Origin of the sequence: Bradyrhizobium cosmicum, assembly GCF_007290395.2 — a bacterium.
GTDB classification, from domain to species: Bacteria; Pseudomonadota; Alphaproteobacteria; order Rhizobiales; family Xanthobacteraceae; genus Bradyrhizobium; species Bradyrhizobium cosmicum.
Window position 1 is genome coordinate 5,120,320 of sequence record NZ_CP041656.2, and the last position, 19,032, is coordinate 5,139,351.

The window sequence follows — 19,032 nt, forward strand, 5'->3', positions numbered from 1 at the left end:
GGTTCAGCGCCGCCTTACGGCGACGCGACGGCGAGGTTGACGAATTTCTCGCGCGACATCCTGCCAAGCAGCGAGGCGAGTTCGTCCTGGCTCATCGCCCTGTCGAACTGGAGACGGAACATGCCGCCCTTGGCATCGCCGATGATCGAAGCCTGGTAGCTGTCGAGCAGCGCGGTGATGTCGCCGACGCGTGCCTCGGGCGTGAAGCGCACCAGCGCGCGCGCCGGTGCAGCGGCAGCCCCGAGCTCGCGCGTGATCGACGAGCTGGTCGAGAGCGAGGCGGTCTGGAAGGTCGCGGTCTGGGTCTTCATCAGCACCGCGCCGATGATGCCGGCCTGCAGCAGCAGCGCGATGGCACCCAAGCCCGCCGACCAGGCCAGCGCGCGCGGCGACAGGCTCGCGAAGAAGGTCGAGATGCGCGCCGACAACGGCAGCGACGTTGTCGCCCGCGCCGGCTCGGCGTCGATCGCGGCGAACAGCTTCTGCATCGCTCGGGCCGACGGAGCCCCGAGGCTCTCGTTCAGATGGATGGTCTCTTCGTATTCACCGCGGATCGCGGCATATTGCTTTGCCAGCGCCGGATCATTCGCCAGCGCCTCCTCGACGCGGCGGGCGTCGCGCGCATTCAGCGTGCCGGCCGCGTGCCACGGCAGCAGCATCTCAATTTCACTGGGCTCTTGCTCCAGCATCTTCTTGCTCAATGCCATCATGGCCAGCCTCGCTCAACGCCGGCTGCCTTGAGCAGTTCGGCCAGTTTCTTGCGCGCATAGAAGAGGCGCGTCTTCACGGTGTTCTCCGGTATCCCGACGATTTCGGCCACCTCTTCCACGGATTTCTCGTGGTAGTAGACGAGATCGACGATTTCCCGATGGTCCGGCGAGAGGCCCGTCAAACACTCCCGCAACGCTTCACTCGTATCCTTTTTCTGCACCGCGACTTCCGGATCGTCGGACGAATCCTCGATCGCGTTGGCAGCTTCGTCGTCCAACCCAACGTCCTTCCTGCGCCGGAGCGCAGACAGGGCCTTGAATCGGGTAATTGCCAGCAGCCAGGTGGAAACGGCGGATCGGCCCTCGAACTTGCCGGCTTGACGCCAGACGTCGAGAAACACCTCGCTGATGAGGTCTTCCGCCGCCTGCTCGTCCCGCACGAGCCTCAGCCCGAAGCGATACACCCTGACATGATGCCGCCCGTACAGCACCTGCATGGCGAGCCGGTCACCTTGAGCGATCCTGGCGATCAGGACCTCGTCCGAAGCCGCCTGTGTCACGCTCAATGCCCGTCTCGCAAAGTTGGTCGGGTCGGCGCGGCGGACGGTTCGACGGGAGGTATGAAATTCTTCAACGTACCGCAGTCATACGGGGGTCTGTGTGATCTACCCCACATACGCGCGTTTTTCTTGTCCCACCCGCGGCGGTTGGCGGCCTGGATCCAGATAGGTAACATAATACTGTAATACTTTCCTGTGGGATGCCCGTCCAGCGCGAACGGGCCGACCAAGTCCGGTTCCATAGCAGTCCTGCACGACGTATGTCTCACGAAGCCCTGCTTTGGCTCGACCGCATCGCAAACGATACCTAATCGCCGACAAATTCCTCCCGCCGGCCGATGTCGTCCTGTTCGGCGCTGCACGGTTCGGATTCGATTTCCAAGGATACCAAACCTAAAGGCTTGCCGCGTAGATTTTCCGGCTGACATCCACCACCGGCGAGACCATGAGCACGGCCGCGACGTCCCTTCCGGAGAGGAATGCCGCTGAGGCCGCGGATCTCGTGCTCGCGCCCGCGGTGACCGCGCCCGAGGTGCGGGCACGCCGGGCCCGGCAGCGCCGCCAGATGTATGTCGGCCAGGTCGCAAGCTACTCGCTCGGCGCCTTCGTCCTGCTGCTCTACGGCTTCGACGGCGCCGTTCCGATGCACGTGCCGTCGCTGTTCTGGGTCGGCGGCCTCTCGATCATCGGCATCTTCGTCGTGATGTCGGAGGCCGGCGTCGGGGACAGGTCGACCGACCACTATCTCACGGTGTTCCAGATCTCCGCGCACATGGCGCTGCAGTTCGTGTTCCTGGTATCGGAGCCCACGATCGGCATCGCCTTCATCAGCGTTCTGTTCCTGATTTTCGCGTTCGGCACGCTGCGGATGACCTCCGCTCAGGCCGTGCTCACCTGGGCATTCGCGGCCACCGGTCTCGCCGCCGTCTTCCTCGCCTCCGACCTGCCGATCGGCATGCCCGTTGCGACGAGGCTGCAGCGGACCGCCTCGATGCTGTGCTTCGTGCTGGTGATCGGCCAATGCGCCTTCCTCGGCCTGTTCGGCGCCACGCTGCGCAAGATCCTGTACCAGCGCAGCATCGAGCTGAAGGCCGCTTATCAGCGCATCGAGGAACTCGCCGAGCTCGACGAGCTCACCGGCTCCTATAACCGCGGCAGCATCATGCGTCATCTGGACGTAGAGATCGAAAAGGCGCGGCAGGACTCCACACCTTGCGCGATCGCGCTGATCGACCTCGACTGGTTCAAGCGCATCAACGACGCCCACGGCCACCCCACCGGCGACGAAGTGCTTCGCACCTTTGCGATCACCATCTTCGCCAACATCCGCCCGACCGACAGCTTTGGCCGCTATGGCGGCGAGGAATTCCTGCTGCTGCTGCCGGACACCACGAGCGACGCTGCACAACGCATGCTCGAACGGCTCCGCGGGATCGTCGCCGATCTCGACTGGAGTGCATTTTCTCCGAGCATGCACGTTACCATTTCCGCCGGCGTCGCCATGCTACGCGACAATGATACTGCCGACACGTTTCTCGCGCGCGTCGACAGCGCGCTCTATTCCGCCAAGGCGCAAGGGCGCAACCGAATTGCAACGAGCTGACCTATTCATTTTCTTCCGGCGCGTCAGAAGCCGCCGCCGGACCGAACGCTCCAGGACAGGGCCATGAGATCCAGATCCGCCAAATCATCCGAGAACCTGCTCGAGGAATTGCAGGCAGCGCTCTCGCACGGCACCGTCGCGCGCCGGGTCGAGACGTTGCGCCGCGTCACCGATCTCTTCATCGGCAACGCGATAGACTATTCCGACGAGCACACCGGCGTGTTCGACGACGTCTTTCACTGCCTGGTCGAGCAGATCGAGACGTCGGCCAGAGCGCTGCTCGCCGACCGTCTCGCGCCGATCGCAGCAGCGCCGCCGAAAATCATCCGCACGCTCGCGCTCGACGAGATCATCGAGGTCGCCGGCCCCGTGCTGTCGACATCGGAACGGCTGGACGAGGCGACCCTGATGGAGATCGCGCGCACCCGCGGCCAGGCGCATCTCAAGGCGATCTCGCTGCGGCGAGTGCTGTCGGAAGCGCTGACCGACGTGCTGGTGACCCGCGGCAACGAAGACGTGGTGCAATCGACCGTCAGCAACCCGGGCGCACAGCTCTCCGAGGGAAGTCTCACCGATCTCGTCACACGCGCCGAACGCGACGACGACCTCGCCACCTGCATCGGCCTGCGGCCCGACCTGCCGCGCCATCATTACCTGAAACTGATTGCGAAAGCCTCCTTGAGCGTGCGCAGGAAGCTGGAGGCCGCGCATCCGGAGCTCGCCGACGAAGTATCGAGCGCGGTCCAGCAGGCCGCCCAGCGCGTCCGCGCCGCCGCCATGACCCGGCAAACCGAGATGGCGCGCGCGCTGGTGAAGTCGCTGCACGAAGACGGCCGTCTCGACGAATTGCAGGTCACGACATTTGCCGAGCAGGGCAAGTTCGACGAGACCAATGCGGGGCTCGCGGCGCTCGCAGGCGTCGCGGTCGAGACCGCCGAGAACATGATGATCGAGAGCCGCACCGAGGGCGTGATGATTCTTGCCAAGGTTGCCGGCATGCAATGGTCGAGCGTGCGCGCGATCATCGCCATGCGCGAGAAGCTCTCGGGCGGCTCGCAGACCGACATGCTGACGCTGCGCGATACCTACGAGGCCCTGCGCTCATCGACCGCGCAGCAGGTGCTGCGTTTCCACCGCATGCAGAGCACGACGTCGGCGGCCTGAGCCGCCGGCGGTGCGTCCGGCCCGCATCAAACGTCGGGCATGTGGTGCAGCAGCTTGTCCAGCGTGATCGGGTAGTCGCGGACCCGGATGCCGGTCGCATTGTAGATCGCGTTAGCCAGCGCCGCTGCGACGCCGCATAGCCCGAGCTCGCCGATCCCCTTCGCCTTCATCGGCGAGGACATCGGGTCGGTCTCGTCCAGGAAGATCGTATCCTGGTGCGGAATGTCGGCATGAACCGGCACTTCGTAGCCGGCGAGATCATGGTTGACGAAGAAGCCGGCCCGCTTATCCACCGCCAGCTCTTCCATCAGCGCCGCGCCGACGCCCATCGTCATGGCGCCGATCACCTGGCTGCGCGCCGTCTTCGGGTTGAGGACCCGCCCCGCGGCGCAGACGGCAAGCATCCGGCGGACGCGGATCTCGGCAGTCGCGACGTCGACGCCGAGCTCGACGAAATGCGCACCGAAGGTCGATTGCTGGTGCGTCTTGGCGAGATCGCCATACTCGATCGAATCCTCCGCCGTGAGCTCGCTGTCCGAGGCCGCTTGTCCGAGCGGAACGCTTCGATTGCCCGAGGTCACCTGCCCATCCGAAAAGGCGACATCAGCGGAGTTGAAGCCGAGATTTTGCGCCACCGCCTCGCGCAGCTTGACGCAGGCCGCGTACACGCCCGAGGTCGAATTGTTGGCACCGAACTGCCCGCCCGAGCCCGCGGAGACCGGGAAGCTGGAATCGCCGAGACGCACGACGACCTTTTCGAGCGGGAGCCCCATCATCTCCGCCGCGGTCTGCGCGATGATGGTGTAGCTGCCCGTTCCGATATCCGTCATGTCGGTCTCGACCGTCACGGTGCCGCTGCTGTCGAGCCGGACGCGCGCGCCAGACTTCATCAGGAGATTGTTGCGGAACGCGGCCGCCATGCCCACGCCCACCAGCCAGCGGCCGTCGCGCTGCCTGCCCGGCTCGGCGTTTCGCTTGCTCCACCCGAAGCGTTCCGCGCCGATCCGCATGCACTCGACGAGCTGACGCTGTGAGAAGGAACGGTCGGGATGTTCGGGATCGACCTGGGTGTCGTTGCGGGCGCGGAATTCGATGGGATCGAGCTTCAGCCGCTCCGCCATCTCGTCCATCGCGATCTCCAGCGCCATCATGCCGGGCGCCTCACCGGGCGCGCGCATGGCGTTCCCCTCGGGCAGATCCAGCATCGCCAGGCGCAGTGCCGTCATACGGTTCGCGCCGGCATAGAGCAGACGGGTCTGCATCACTGCCGTCTCCGGCCTGCCTTCAGGCAAATTCCCCGACCAGCTCTCGTGTCCGATCGCGGTGATCCTGCCCTCCCGGGTCGCGCCAATGCGGATTCGCTGGATCGTCGCGGGACGATGCGTCGTGTTGTTGAACATCAGCGGGCGCTGCATGGCGACCTTGACGGGACGATTGGCCGCCCGAGCGCCCAGTGCCGCGAGGACTGCGTCCGAACGCAGGAACAGCTTTCCGCCAAATCCACCCCCGATGAAGGGAGAAATGAGGCGAACATTTTCCTTGGGCAGACCGAGCGTCTTCGCGACGTCGCCGGTCGTCCAGGCAATCATCTGGTTGGAGGTCCACAAGGTGAGCTTGTCGCCATCCCACGCCGCCATCGACGCATGCGGCTCCATCATCGCATGGGCCTGATCCGGCGTGGTATAGGTCGCATCGAGCTGCACCGGGGCGGCAGCGAAGGCGCCAGAAAAATCTCCGACCTTCGTGTCCGGCTGGCCGTCGTCCTCAGCGGGAGGTTTTACGGCGCCATCCCGTCCGGCTGACAGGTCGAATGAACCCTTACTTGCACTGTAGTCGACCCGAACGAGCTGGGCCGCGGCGCATGCTTGCTCGAAGGTTTCGGCCACGACGACAGCGACCGCCTGATGGTAATGGTCGATTTCGGGACCACCAAGCAGCTTGGCCGTGTTGTAATCGCCTTTGCCGAGCTTGCCGGCATTTTCGGCCGTAACGATCGCGATCACGCCCGGCGCCGCCTTCGCGCGGGACAGGTCGATCGATGCAATCCGGCCCTTGGCGATGGCAGAGCCGACGATGTAGCCGTAGGCAGGACGCGTCGCGGTGTCGTGCCACTCATAGGCATAGGTTGCCCTGCCCGTCGCCTTGAGAGGACCGTCGATCCGGCTGGTCGGCTGACCGATGATCTTGAGCTGGTCGATCGGGTTGGTGGTTGCGGGCGTATCGAACTTCATGGCTCAACCTTTCGCTTCAGCGAGCACGGCGGTGAGCGTGCGCTCGACCAGTGCCAGCTTGAATGCGTTGTCTCGGGTGGGCTTGGCCCCGTCGAGCAGGCGCGTGGCAACGGCCTTCGCACCGCGGGGCAACTCGGCCTCCGCCGCCTCGACACGCCATGGCTTATGAGCGATTCCACCGACGGCGACCCGTCCCGTTCCATCGCGCTGGACGATCGCTCCGACCGACACCAATGCGAAGGCATAGGAGGCGCGGTCGCGCACCTTCCGGTAGATATGCGTTCCGCCGACAGGCTTCGGAAGCGTCACCGATGTGATCAGCTCGCCGGGCGCAAGCGTCGTCTCGATCTGCGGCGTGTCCCCCGGTAGGCGGTGGAGATCGGCGATCGGGATATCGCGCGTCGTGCCATCCGGACGAACCGTCTGCACGGTCGCATCGAGCACACGCATGGCGATCGCCATGTCGCTCGGATGGGTTGCGATGCAGGTGTCGCTGGAGCCGATCACCGCGTGCTGGCGGGTCACGCCACCGATAGCGGCGCAGCCGCTGCCCGGCGCGCGCTTGTTGCACGGCTGGTTGGTATCGTAGAAATAGGGGCAGCGCGTCCGTTGCAGCAGATTACCCGCGGTGGTCGCTTTGTTGCGCAACTGCCCGGACGCGCCAGCCAGCAGCGCGCGCGACAGCAGGCCATAGTCGCGCCGGATCCGCGCGTCGGCCGCCAAGGTCGTGTTGCGCACCAGCGCTCCGACGCGCAGGCCGCCATCCGGCGTCGGCTCGATCTTGTCGAAGGCCAGGCCGTTGACGTCGATCAGATGGGACGGCGTCTCGATTTCGAGCTTCATCAGATCGAGCAGATTGGTGCCGCCCGCGATGAATTTGGCGTTACTGGTCCGGACCGCCGCGGAAGCCGCCGCCGCCGGCGAATCCGCCTTTTCGTAGGTAAAAGACTTCATGCGGGCCTCCCAGCGACCTCGGTGATGGCCTCGGCGATGTTGGAATAGGCACCGCAACGACAGATGTTGCCGCTCATGCGCTCGCGCAGCTCGGCATTCGTCAATTCCGGCGCGACATTCAGATCGCCGGTGACGTGGCTGGGAATGCCGGCCTTGATCTCGTCGAGCACGGCAACCGCCGAGCAGATCTGTCCCGGCGTGCAATAGCCGCACTGGAAACCATCATGCTCAACGAAGGCGGCCTGCATCGGATGCATGTGGTCCGGCGTGCCGAGCCCCTCGATCGTGGTGACGTTGTCGCCTTCATGCATCACTGCGAGCGTCAGGCACGAATTGATGCGCTGTCCGCCGACCATCACGGTGCAGGCGCCGCACTGACCCTGATCGCAGCCCTTCTTGGTGCCGGTGAGATGAAGGTGCTCGCGCAATGCGTCGAGCAATGTCGTCCGGGTGTCGAGCTTCAGGGCGCGGACCTCGCCATTGACGTTGAAGGACACCGTCGCCATCGCGGGCGCCGTCGCAGTTGCAGTCGTCAGAGGCGGCGCGGCAGAGTTCTGAGCTTCGGCGCCGCGTGACGCGGCGCCCATTGCGACCGACGTCGCGGTTCCGACCAAAAGGTTCCGCCGCGACATTTCAAATGCGCTGGGTTTTCGCATGGTTGGGCATATCCCTCGCTTCAGCAGCGTCCAACGACGCTCTGATTAGAAGTCGTCCAACCGAAGTAAGTTTCTAGCCGCGGAGCAGATCAGCCGTTCACAATGGAATGAACTTGAACGCGCGTGGCGGCAGACGCTACGGCCCGATGAAAGCGCGGATCTCCAGCGCGACGGCAATTTGACGCAGAACGTCTCAGTACCGCAGGACTCTCGACCCCACCAGCGCGCCTATCGCAGCCACCAGCGCAGTCGCGAGCGTGTACCAGGTCGCGACGAACAGCGGCGAGTCGTCGGTGCAGTGCGAGGCGTAGAGCGTCGCGGCAAGGCCGGCCGACACCAGGCCGGCGAGCGCACCGGCGAGCGCGGGGTGAGACGGCGCGCCGTGACGCAGGCCGAACAGCGCGCCCGCAAGCAGCGGCAGCGACATCGCCGGGATCGCAAGCAGGCACACTCTGGAGTTCTTGCCCATCATCCGCATCGTCATCGGCATCGCCGGCGCCATCATCGCCTCGCCGCCGATCGCGACCGCAAGCAGGCCGACGGGCAGCAGCAGCAGCCAGCCCCAGCCGCGCATCAAGGCTTCTGGGCGCGACAGATGCAGGCTGACGATGATCGCGGGGATCGCGAGCGACAGCGTGACCGCGAACTTCATGTCGAAGAATGGATTGTGCATCGCGCTCATCACGTCGGACCGCACGCCGAGGAACGTCGCGAAGATCAGGATCGACAGGGGCGCGGCCACCAGCAACGCCATGGTCAGCATGGCGCCGACGCGCGGCGCGCGATGGGCGTTGTCGGCCGCGAGGCTGCGAATGAGTTGATCGGTATCCATGACTAGTGGTCCCGCAGTTTGGCGGTCAGCGCCGCAAGTCCGCGATGCAGCGCGACCCGCACCGCACCTTCGCTCATCGAAAACTTCGCAGCCGTATCCTTGATCGAGGCAGCCTCCACCGCGATCGACTGCAACACGTCGCGCTGGCGCTGCGGCAGCGTGCCGAGCTGCGCTGCGACCTCGGCTGCAGAGGCCGTCTCCTCCGGCATCTCGCCCGGCAGGGTCTCGGCGAAATCGTCGATGTCGACGAAGATCCTCCGGCCCCGCCGCCTGAGCGTATCGATCAGCTTGTTGCGGCCGATCGCGAACAGCCACGGGGCGAAGGGGGCCTCGCTGTCCCATGTGTGCCGCTTCAGATGCACCGCCAACAGAATCTCCTGCACGATATCCTCGGCCTGGTCGGGAGGCTGCCCGGCCCGCGCCAAGCCCCGCCTCGCGGCAGCGCGCAGCACCGGCGTGACCGCCTTCAACAGGCGATGATAAGCCGCGTCATCGCCTGCCATGGCCGACCGCATCAGGTCGGTCCACTCGTCCTCACGTCCGCGCACGCGCGCCCCTCACCTTGCAATTCGGCCGCTTGTTCAATTTGTTACGCCGGCGCCCGCATGATCACGAATTCGTGATCATGGCATGGCGCCTGCTTTCCGAAGCGGCCGCAAGAACCCGCGACGGCTCATAACATCGATCGGCCTCGTCCGCACCCGGCGGCCGACCGCTGGAGGCTGACTGCCCCGTTTTCGCCAAGTGTGGCCCGAAGATTCCCATTTTTTGCCCCGGTGTCGTCATGCACCAAGGTCTCTGTTCGCTCCCGGGATGGCGTAATCGGGGAGATCGTCAACATGTTGAAAGCCAGCAGGCGAGCGGCATTGCTTCTTACGGCCGCTGTATTCGTGCTGTTCGGAGGCGCCGCGCAGGCCGCACCGAGCTCGGCCGCGAGCTCCAAAGCGGACGGTGCGAGCAAACAGGGGGACGTCGTCAAATCCGGCAAGCAGCGGCGCTCCTACGCGAACCGCCGGAGCGGAAGCAAGACGGCGCAGAAATCCTCCGACGACAAGGCCGACGGGAAGGACGTCGCGGCCAAGGCCGACGAGGCCAAAACCGCCGAGAAGTCCAAGGACAAGACCGAGGCCAAGGCGAGCAACGACGTGCCGGCCTCCAGCCAGATGCCGCCGGACGTCGCCAACGCCAATGCGCAGCTCGCCGCCGCCGACACGCCGACCGCGACTGCGGCCTCCGCGATGACGGGCCGTGCCAATGACAATGTGCAGGCAGCGTCCGATAATACCGCCGCCCCCGATGCCGGGATCCAGGTGGTGGCGCCCGACCAGCTCAACGACATCGATCGCGCCCTGCAACAGGACAACCCGCCGGCGCAGAAGGCGGTGATTGCCGCAACCGACGCGCAGCCGCGGCCCGCCCCGGTCATGGCCAGCAGCCAGAGCTCGGCCTGGGACCAGAGTTCGCTGATCGGCAAGATCTTCATCGGCGTGGGCACGCTGCTGACGCTGGCCTCCGCCGCGCGCATGTTCATGGCCTAATTCTCGGTCTAGTTCTTGCCCTAGTTCTTGGCCTGATTCCGGAACGCGCAGCTCGTCCCGCGTTCCGTTGGCTGCTGGCCCCTTGAAGCCCACCGCGCCAGCGGGCACATTGCCCGCTCAATCAAAAGCGTGGGTGGAGCATGAGCACGTTCGAACACATCATCGTCGAAAGCATCGGAGCGGTCGGCATCATCAAGCTGAACCGGCCGAAGATGCTCAACGCGCTCTCCTTCGGAGTCTTCCGCGAGATCGCAGCGGCCGTCGACGATCTCGAGGGCGATGACGCGATCGGCTGCATCGTCGTGACCGGCAGCGAAAAGGCCTTCGCCGCCGGCGCCGACATCAAGGAGATGCAGCCGAAGGGCTTCATCGACATGTTCTCGGAGGATTTCGCCGCGATCGGCGGCGATCGCATCGCGCGCTGCCGCAAGCCGACCATCGCCGCGGTCGCGGGCTACGCGCTCGGCGGCGGCTGCGAGCTCGCCATGATGTGCGACTTCATCATCGCCGCCGACACCGCCAAGTTCGGCCAGCCCGAGATCACGCTCGGCACCATTCCCGGCATCGGCGGCACCCAGCGCCTGACCCGCGCGATCGGAAAGGCCAAGGCGATGGACCTCTGCCTCACCGGCCGCATGATGGATGCGGCCGAAGCCGAGCGCAGCGGCCTCGTCAGCCGCATTGTGCCCGCAGACAAGCTCATGGACGAAGTCATGGCCGCCGCGGAGAAGATCGCGTCGATGTCGCGGCCCGCGGTCGCGATGGCCAAGGAGGCGGTGAACCGCGCCTTCGAGACCACGCTCGCCGAGGGCATGAGCGTCGAGCGCAACCTATTCCACGCGACCTTTGCGCTGGAAGACCGCTCCGAGGGCATGGCCGCCTTCATCGAGAAGCGCAAGCCGGTGAACAAGAACCGGTAATACCTGCGAGCGGTCAGGCTGGTGTAAGGCTCCGGCGTCCTCCCGCAAAAATGCTGTGACGCGCCTGCAACAAGCACGGAATACATGGGGGTTTCCCCCGCGGCAGTTTGCCTGCGGGACCTCGGCTGGTTAAACAGCTAAGAGGCCACCGTCGGCGGGGGCGGACAGCCGGGGTTTTGCGGGTTTACATGATTGGGCGTGCCGCCAGAGCTGGTCGCGTGATGACGCGGCATCGATCGGGCGTGGGTCCTGTGCTTGCGACATGGACCGCGCTGGCGCTTTGTTGCGCCCTGCCCGCCGCCGCATGGGCGGAAGCCCTGCCCGAGGCGCTCGCCAAGGCCTACCAGACCAATCCGCAGCTCAACGCCGAACGCGCGCGGCAACGCGCGACCGACGAGAACGTGCCGCAGGCACTCGCCGGCTACCGGCCGCAGATCGTGGCGAGCCTCAGCGCCGGCCTGCAATCGGTTCGCAATCTGCTGCCCGACAACACCATCCAGACCGCGAATTTGAAGCCGTGGGTGATTGGCGTCACCGTGACGCAGACCCTGTTCAACGGCTTCCGTACCGCCAACAACGTGCGAGCTGCGGAGCTCCAGGTGCAGTCCGGCCGCGAGGCGCTGCGCAATGTCGGCCAGGGCGTGCTGCTCGACGCGGTCACCGCCTACACCAACGTGCTGGCCAACCAGTCGCTGGTCGAGGCGCAGCGCTCCAACGTCGCGTTCCTGCGCGAAACGCTCTCGGTCACCCAGCGCCGCCTCAATGCCGGTGACGTCACGCCGACCGACAGCGCACAGGCCGAAGCGCGACTCAACCGCGGCCTCTCCGATCTCAACGCCGCGGAAGTCGCGCTCGCGGTGAGCCAGGCGGTCTACGCGCAGGTGATCGGCAACGCGCCGTCGCAGCTTCGGGCCGCCGAGGTCGTCGATCGCTATCTGCCGAAGAGCCGCGAGGACGCGCTGACCATGGCGATCCGCCAGCACCCGGCGGTGATGGCGGCGGGCTTCGACGTCGATGTCGCCTCGACCAACATCCGCCTCGCCGAGGGCACACTGCTGCCGAGCGCCACCATTCAGGGCAGCGCCAGCAAGAGCCGCAACAACGACCCCACGCTCGGCACCTTTGCCGAAGATCAGGCCTCGGTCGTCGCCAATGTCACCGTGCCGATCTACGACGGCGGCCAGGCCGCCGCGCAGACCCGGCAGGCCAAGGAGATCACGGCGCAGAGCCGGCTCGTGCTCGACCAGGTTCGCAACCAGGCGCGCACGGCCGCGACCAGCGCGTGGGTTGCCAATGAAGGCGCCAAGATCGCGGTCTCGGCCTCGGAGTCCGAGGTGAAGGCCGCGACCGTCGCGCTGCAGGGCGTGCAGCGCGAAGCCGCCGGCGGCCAGCGCACCACGGTGGATGTGCTGAACTCGCAGGCCGATCTCATCCAGGCCAAGGCCCGCCTGATCAGCGCACTGCGCGACCGCGTCATCGCCTCCTACACGCTGCTGAGCGCGGTCGGTCATCTCGACGTCAAGACCCTGAGCCTGAACACGCCGGACTACCTGCCCGAGGTGCACTACCAGCAGGTCCGCGATGCCTGGCACGGCCTGCGCACGCCGTCGGGGCAGTGATATCCTGTCGTAGCGCTTAGACGCACAACACAATTCGCTCCCTCGCCGCCGGAGTCCCCATGGCCAGCTACGCCCACGCCCGCGCATCACAGCCCGCGACGCCGATCAACTTCGACGTCCCGGCGCATGCCTGCGACTGCCACACGCACATTCATGGCGACGTCGAGAAGTTTCCGTTCTTTGCTGGACGCGTCTACACGCCGGGGCCGGCTTCGCCGGAGGAAATGGCCGCCCTGCACAAGGCACTCCATATCGAGCGCGTCGTGATCGTGACGCCGAGCGTCTATGGCACCGACAACTCCTCCACTTCGTTCGGCATCAAGGCGCGCGGCGCGACTGCGCGCGGGGTTGCTGTGATCGACGACAAGACGAGCGAGGCGCAACTCGATGCGATGCAGGCGGACGGCTTCCGCGGCATCCGTATCAATCTTGCGACCGACGGCATCAACAATCCCGATGTCGGACGCGCTCGCTTCACCGCCGCGGTCGAACGCATGAAGGCGCGCGGCTGGCACGTGCAGCTCTACGCCACGCTGCCGATCATCTCGGCGATCAAGGATCTGGTGCTGGCTTCGCCGGTGCCTGCCGTGTTCGATCACTTCGGCGGCGCCGAGGCTTCACTCGGGCTGGAACAGCCGGGATTTGCCGACCTGATCACGCTCGTCAAATCCGGCAAGGCTTATGTCAAGATCTCCGGCGCCTATCGCTCGTCGAAGCTCGCACCTGATTATCAGGACGTGGCGCCCTACGCGCGTGCGTTGATCGCGGCGAACGCGGACCGCGTCGTGTGGGGAACCGACTGGCCTCATCCCGATTCGGTTCCGTTGCCCGGGCGGAAGGCCTCCGACCTCGCGCCGTTCTATCCGATCGACGACGGCCGCCTGCTGAATCAGTTGCCGGTGTGGGCACCGGATGCGGATGTGCGCAAGAAGATCCTGGTCGACAATCCGGCGCGACTTTACGGGTTCTGAGTCGCGGCACGCGCCATTAGGTTCAACGGCGCGCGATGTAATTCCAATTCGAGTCATGGAACTGTTGTCGCGAGAGCACAACAACATCTGACTCACACGAACGTGTTTGAGTTTCCTTTGGCTTTTCACCCTTTCGGTCGAGGCAAGGATTCCGTTTCACGGGTACGCACGCACAGATTTCATTTGTTCGTGCGGAACCATGCCTTTATCGCATTATCTCGCCGCGCTTTTCTCCGGCATCGGAATTGGCTTCACCGTCGCCGCTCCCATCGGACCAATGGGCATGCTGTGCATCCAGCGCACCTTGGCATCGGGCGTGGCCACCGGCCTCGCAACCGGCTTCGGTGCGGCCACCGTGCATCTTGCCTACAGCGCCTTCGCGGTCCTGGGCCTCGGCGCACTTGCGCAGCCCTGGGTCGAGGCCAATGCGGTTGGCTTCGGTATCGTCTCCGCACTCACCCTGCTGTGGTTCGCGATCCGGACCCACCGCGGTTCCGTCACGCTTCAGGAGACCGGTGAATTCGACAGGGTGCGCCTGGCGCGCGCCTATCTCAGCGCCATCGCGCTCGGGTTCACCAATCCGCTCACGGTGATCCTGTTTCTGGCCGCGCTGAACGCGTTCTCTACGCAATCCGCAGCAGCGCCGCTGATCGCGGGCGTATTCGTCGGCTCCGCGGTGTGGTGGACTATGCTCAGCACGACGGTGGCAACCGCGCGGTCAAGGCTGACGCCGCGGATGCTGTCGCTGAGCCGCCGGTTCGCCAGCCTGATGCTGCTCGGGCTCGGCACCACGATGCTGATACGAATCGCGCAGCGGATGCTGTGACGGGCGGCGGTCAGCGCGCGCGGCGGGAGAAGAAGGAGATCAGGACCGGCAGGGTCACAAGGATCACGACCGGCGCCAGCATCATGCCGGTGACGACGACGACCGCGAGCGGCTTCTGTACCTGCGAGCCGATGCCCTCCGACAGCGCCGCGGGCAACAGGCCGATGCCTGCGACGACGCAGGTCATCAGCACGGGCCGGAGTTGCAATTCGCCGGTGCGTATCACCGCACTCATGCGGTCCATGCCCTCTTCGATGAGCTGGTTGAACTGCGACAGGATGATGATGCCGTCCATCACGGCGATGCCGAACAGCGCGATGAAGCCGATCGCGGCCGAGACGCTGAACGCGGTGCCGGTGATCAACAGCCCGAGCACGCCGCCGAAGATCGCCATCGGAATCACGCTCATCGCCAGCAGCGTGTCGACCATCGAACCGAAATTGAACCAGAGCAGGACGCCGATCAGCGCCAGCGAGATCGGCACCACGATCGAGAGCCTGCGGATTGCATCCTGGAGATTGCCGAACTCGCCGACCCATTCCATGTGCGAGCCGGGCGGCAGCTGCACCTGTTCGGCGATCTTGTCCTGGGCCTCGCGGATCGCGCTGCCGAGGTCGCGCTCGCGCACCGAGAACTTGATCGGCAGATAGCGCTCCTGCTGCTCGCGGTAGATGTAGGCCGCGCCCGAGACGAGGCTGATGGTGGCGACCTCGCTCAGCGGGATCTGCGTGACGGTGCCGTTCGGTCCCGGCGCGCCGATCCGCAGATTCTGGATCGCCTCGGCGCTCCGGCGGTATTCCGGCGCGAGGCGCACGATGATCGGGAAGTGACGGTCGCTTCCCGGCTCGTAGAGATCGCCCGCGGTGTCGCCGCCGATCGCGACCTTGATGGTGGCGTTGATGTCGCCGGGCGCGAGCCCATAGCGCGCGGCCTTGGCGCGGTCGATGTCGATCTGGACGGTCGGCTGGCCGAGCGAGGTGAACACCGCCAGATCCGTCACGCCCTGGACGGTGGCCAGCACCGACTTGATCTTGTTGGCGGTATCCGTGAGCGCCTGGAGATCGCTGCCGAACAGCTTGATCGAGTTCTCGCCCTTCACGCCGGAGACGGCTTCGGAGACGTTGTCCTGCAGATATTGCGAGAAGTTGAACTCGACGCCGGGGAAGCGGTCGTCAAGCTGCTTGAGCAGCTGCGCGGTCAGCTCCTCCTTGTCGCGGGTGCCGGGCCATTGGCTGACGGGTTTCAACGGCGCAAAGAACTCGGCGTTGAAGAAACCGGCGGCATCGGTGCCGTCGTCGGGGCGGCCGTGCTGCGACACCACGGACTCGACCTCGGGCCGGGCCCGGATCACCTTGCGCATCTCGTTGACGTAGGAGTTGCCCTCCTGGAGCGAGATGGTCGGCGGCAGCGTCGCGCGGATCCAGAGGTTGCCCTCTTCCAGCTTCGGTAGGAATTCAAGACCGAGCAGCCGGCTGAGCGCCACCGTCATCAGCACGAGGCCGACCGCGGCGCCGAGCATGATGCCGCGGTTGGCGACGGCCCAATTCAGCACCGGCATGTAGATCCGATGCAGGACCAGCATCACCCTGGTCTCGGTCTCATGGACATGCGCGGGCAGGATGATCGCGGACAGTGCCGGCGTCACCGTGAACGTCGCAAGCAGGCCGCCGGCGAGTGCGTAGGCATAGGTGCGCGCCATCGGTCCGAAGATGTTGCCCTCGACGCCGGACAGCGTGAACAGCGGCAGGAACGCGGCGATGATGATCGCCGCGGCAAAGAAGATCGAGCGCGACACGTCGGCCGCAGCGCTGAGGATGGCATGGCTCTTCATGCCGAACAGCGTCTCGTGCGACATGTGCTCGGCTTCCGACATCGGTGTCGTCTGGGTCAGGCGCCGGAAGATCGCCTCCACCATGATGACGGTGGCATCGACGATCAGGCCGAAATCGATGGCGCCGACCGACAGCAGGTTTGCCGACTCGCCGCGCAACACCAGGATGATCACGGCGAAGAACAGCGCGAACGGAATGGTGGCGCCGACGATCAGCGCGCTGCGGAGATCGCCGAGGAAGATCCACTGCAGCAGCACGATCAACAAAATGCCGACCACCATGTTGTGCAGCACGGTGTGGGTGGTGAGCTCGATCAGGTCCCCGCGGTCGTAGATGCGCTCGATGCGCACGCCGGGCGGCAGGATGCTGGAGTCGTTGATGGTTTGAACGAGTTGGTGAACGCGCTTGATGGTCGGCGAGCTCTGCTCGCCGCGGCGCATCAGGACGATGCCCTGCACGATGTCGTCGGAGTCGTCGAGGCCGGCGATGCCGAGACGGGGCTTCTGGCCGACGGTGACGGTGGCGACGTCCTTCACCAGCACCGGGTTGCCGCCTGTCTGCGAGACCATCGTATTCGCGATATCGTCGATCGAACGGATCAGGCCGACGCCGCGCACCACGGCCGACTGCTGGCCGATATTGACGGTGTTGCCGCCGACATTGACGTTCGCGTTGCCGACCGCCTGGAGCAGTTGCGGCAGCGTCAGGCCGTTGGCGACGAGCTTGTTGAAATCGACCTGGATCTCGTAGGTCTTGCTCTTGCCACCCCAGCCGGTGACGTCGATCACGCCAGGCACGGAGCGGAAACGGCGCTGCAGGATCCAGTCCTGGATGGTCTTGAGATCGAGCACGCTGTAGTTGGGCGGACCGACGAGGCGATAGCGGAAAATTTCGCCGATCGGGCTGAGCGGCGAGATCTGCGGCTGCACATTGCCCGGCAGCGGCGCGAGCTGCGCCAGGCGGTTCAGCACCTGCTGCAACGCCTCGTCATAGGTGTAGGCGAAGGAGAACTGGATTTTGACGTCGGAAAGACCGTAGAGCGAGATGGTACGGATGGTCGTGATGTTCTTCAGACCCGCGACCTGGGTCTCGATCGGGATCGTGATGTAGCGCTCGATCTCTTCGGCCGACAGGCCCGGACTTTGCGTCACGATGTCGACCATCGGCGGGGTCGGATCGGGATAGGCCTCGATGTTGAGCTGGTTGAAGGCGATCAGGCCGCCGATGAGCACGGCGACGAACATGCCGACCATCAGGAAGCGCCGGTTGACGGCAAGTGCGACGAGGCGATCCATTCAGGTCTTCAGTCTGGCTTCAGTTTTTTTGGGTCGCCGATCAGCTACCGGACGCCGCGCGGTCGATGAACAGACTGCCCTTGACGACGATCTGCTCACCGGGCTTCAGGTTGCTGGTGACCTCGACGAGGTTGCCGTTGATGAGGCCGATCTTGATCTGACGCAGCTCGACCGACTTGTCCTCGCGAGCGACCCAGATGCGGACCTGGTCGCCCTCGTAGATCAGCGCCTGCTTCGGCACGGCAGGCGCGGCACGGTCGCCGGCCGAATAGATCGTGACGTTGGCGAACATCTCGGGCTTGAGCAGCCCGTCCTTGTTGTCGATGGTGGCGCGGACCAGCAGACGGCGGGTGGCGGGGTCGATCGCGGCAGCGACGTAGTTGATCTTCGCGGTCAGCGGACGGCCGGGCAGCGCCATCACGTTGACGCTGATGTCCTGCCCGATGCACACCGCGGCCGCGTCGCTCTCGCGCACGAAGGCGGTGAGCCAGACCGTGGAGAGATCGCCGATCACGAAGACCGGATCGCTGGCGCCGGAATTGACGTACTGGCCGGGGCCGATCTTGCGCTGCACGACCGTGCCGGCGATCGGCGAGTAGATCGTGACCTCCCGATCGATGACGCCCTTGTCCTGGAACACCTTGATGGTCTCGTCGGTGAAACCGAGAATGCGCAGCTTGCTGCGCGCGGCCTCCAGCGCCGTCCCCGAGGAGCGCATGTCGTTCTGCGCCTGGACCTGGGTCGCTTCCGCCTGCTGGTAGTCCTTCAGCGGAATGGCGTGGCCTTCGTAGAGGTCCTTGGCGCGCTTGAACTGGATGTCGGCGAGATCGACCGCCGACTTCGCCTTGTTCTGCGAGGTCATCGCGGCGATGAAATCGTTCTGGGCCTGCACGGTGTCGGCGGCCTCGATCGTGAACAGCGGTTGACCTTGCTTCAGCATCTCGCCGGGCTTGGCAAGCAGCTTGGTGACCCGGCCTGCGTAAGGCGAGAACACCGGCGTCGAACGGTCTTCGTCGACTGCGACCTTGCCCTCGGTGACATACTCGGCCCGGAAGGTCTTGGCCTTGACCGGCTCGATCGTCAGCGTCGCCCATTCGGACGGCGACGGCGTGAAGTTCTGCGCATTCCTGCGCGACTGGCTGGAAATCTCGGAATGCTTCTTGTCCTTGGACCCCGCATAGAGAAAGCCGTAGGCCCCGGCACCGGCAAGAGCTAGTAAAACTACGGATGAGATCACCCGTCGTTTCGTAACCAACTGCAATCGCTTGGTATTTTCAACTACCATGGGGCCCGGTCGTGTCTGCGACGATCCTGGCAGACG

The 19,032-nt window shown here is 65.3% G+C and carries 16 protein-coding genes; 7 read left to right on the forward strand and 9 right to left on the reverse strand.

Features of this window, described 5'->3' with window-relative positions; genetic code table 11:
• Positions 1-14: 14 nt before the first annotated feature.
• Complete coding sequence (locus FNV92_RS24730; RefSeq protein ID WP_015687425.1) at positions 15-710, reverse strand: hypothetical protein; 696 nt, start codon at positions 708-710, stop codon at positions 15-17.
• Entirely contained in the window at positions 707-1,276 is a 570-nt protein-coding gene (locus FNV92_RS24735; RefSeq protein WP_015687426.1) for a sigma-70 family RNA polymerase sigma factor, read from the reverse strand. Before FNV92_RS24735 ends, FNV92_RS24730 begins: the two co-directional genes overlap by 4 nt.
• A gap of 439 nt (positions 1,277-1,715) precedes the next feature.
• Here FNV92_RS24735 and FNV92_RS24740 point away from each other — a divergent pair, with 439 nt between their 5' ends.
• The gene (locus FNV92_RS24740; protein WP_143844174.1) at positions 1,716-2,873 is read left to right on the forward strand and encodes a GGDEF domain-containing protein; all 1,158 of its coding nucleotides are present in this window, start codon (positions 1,716-1,718) and stop codon (positions 2,871-2,873) included.
• Positions 2,874-2,936: 63 nt separating this feature from the next.
• Complete coding sequence (locus FNV92_RS24745) at positions 2,937-4,037, forward strand: DUF2336 domain-containing protein (protein ID WP_015687428.1); 1,101 nt, start codon at positions 2,937-2,939, stop codon at positions 4,035-4,037.
• Positions 4,038-4,063: 26 nt separating this feature from the next.
• Here the strand turns inward: FNV92_RS24745 and paoC are convergent, their stop codons facing one another.
• The 5 genes from paoC to FNV92_RS24770 form a co-directional block, all read right to left on the reverse strand.
• Complete coding sequence (paoC, locus tag FNV92_RS24750) at positions 4,064-6,268, reverse strand: aldehyde oxidoreductase molybdenum-binding subunit PaoC (protein WP_143844173.1); 2,205 nt, start codon at positions 6,266-6,268, stop codon at positions 4,064-4,066.
• Positions 6,269-6,271: 3 nt separating this feature from the next.
• Entirely contained in the window at positions 6,272-7,222 is a 951-nt protein-coding gene (locus tag FNV92_RS24755; protein WP_143844172.1) for an FAD binding domain-containing protein, read from the reverse strand.
• A complete protein-coding gene (gene paoA / locus FNV92_RS24760) occupies positions 7,219-7,878 on the reverse strand; it encodes an aldehyde dehydrogenase iron-sulfur subunit PaoA (protein WP_143844171.1) in 660 nt (219 codons plus the stop codon). The genes FNV92_RS24755 and paoA overlap by 4 nt, the downstream gene beginning before the upstream one ends.
• 193 nt (positions 7,879-8,071) lie before the next feature.
• Complete coding sequence (locus FNV92_RS24765; RefSeq protein WP_143844170.1) at positions 8,072-8,710, reverse strand: NrsF family protein; 639 nt, start codon at positions 8,708-8,710, stop codon at positions 8,072-8,074.
• A 2-nt stretch (positions 8,711-8,712) separates the two neighbouring features.
• Complete coding sequence (locus tag FNV92_RS24770) at positions 8,713-9,258, reverse strand: sigma-70 family RNA polymerase sigma factor (protein ID WP_143844169.1); 546 nt, start codon at positions 9,256-9,258, stop codon at positions 8,713-8,715.
• Between the two features lie 291 nt (positions 9,259-9,549).
• Here FNV92_RS24770 and FNV92_RS24775 point away from each other — a divergent pair, with 291 nt between their 5' ends.
• From FNV92_RS24775 to FNV92_RS24795, 5 genes are all read left to right on the forward strand, one after another.
• Positions 9,550-10,248 carry a hypothetical protein gene (locus FNV92_RS24775; protein ID WP_143844168.1) on the forward strand — a complete coding sequence of 233 codons (699 nt, stop codon included), beginning with the start codon at positions 9,550-9,552 and terminating at the stop codon, positions 10,246-10,248.
• 140 nt (positions 10,249-10,388) lie between these two features.
• Positions 10,389-11,168: an enoyl-CoA hydratase gene (locus tag FNV92_RS24780; protein WP_143844167.1), complete on the forward strand. Its 780-nt coding sequence runs from the start codon at positions 10,389-10,391 to the stop codon at positions 11,166-11,168.
• Between the two features lie 188 nt (positions 11,169-11,356).
• Positions 11,357-12,787 carry a TolC family outer membrane protein gene (locus tag FNV92_RS24785; RefSeq protein ID WP_143844166.1) on the forward strand — a complete coding sequence of 477 codons (1,431 nt, stop codon included), beginning with the start codon at positions 11,357-11,359 and terminating at the stop codon, positions 12,785-12,787.
• 59 nt (positions 12,788-12,846) lie between these two features.
• Positions 12,847-13,758, forward strand: coding sequence for an amidohydrolase family protein (locus tag FNV92_RS24790; protein WP_143844165.1), 912 nt, complete (start codon positions 12,847-12,849; stop codon positions 13,756-13,758).
• 199 nt (positions 13,759-13,957) lie between these two features.
• The gene (locus tag FNV92_RS24795; RefSeq protein WP_041748450.1) at positions 13,958-14,584 is read left to right on the forward strand and encodes a LysE family translocator; all 627 of its coding nucleotides are present in this window, start codon (positions 13,958-13,960) and stop codon (positions 14,582-14,584) included.
• A 10-nt stretch (positions 14,585-14,594) separates the two neighbouring features.
• Here the strand turns inward: FNV92_RS24795 and FNV92_RS24800 are convergent, their stop codons facing one another.
• On the reverse strand, positions 14,595-17,711 hold the full coding sequence (locus tag FNV92_RS24800) for an efflux RND transporter permease subunit (RefSeq protein WP_143844164.1): 3,117 nt from the start codon (positions 17,709-17,711) through the stop codon (positions 14,595-14,597).
• A 40-nt stretch (positions 17,712-17,751) separates the two neighbouring features.
• Positions 17,752-18,996, reverse strand: coding sequence for an efflux RND transporter periplasmic adaptor subunit (locus FNV92_RS24805; protein ID WP_015687440.1), 1,245 nt, complete (start codon positions 18,994-18,996; stop codon positions 17,752-17,754).
• Positions 18,997-19,032: the final 36 nt, after the last annotated feature.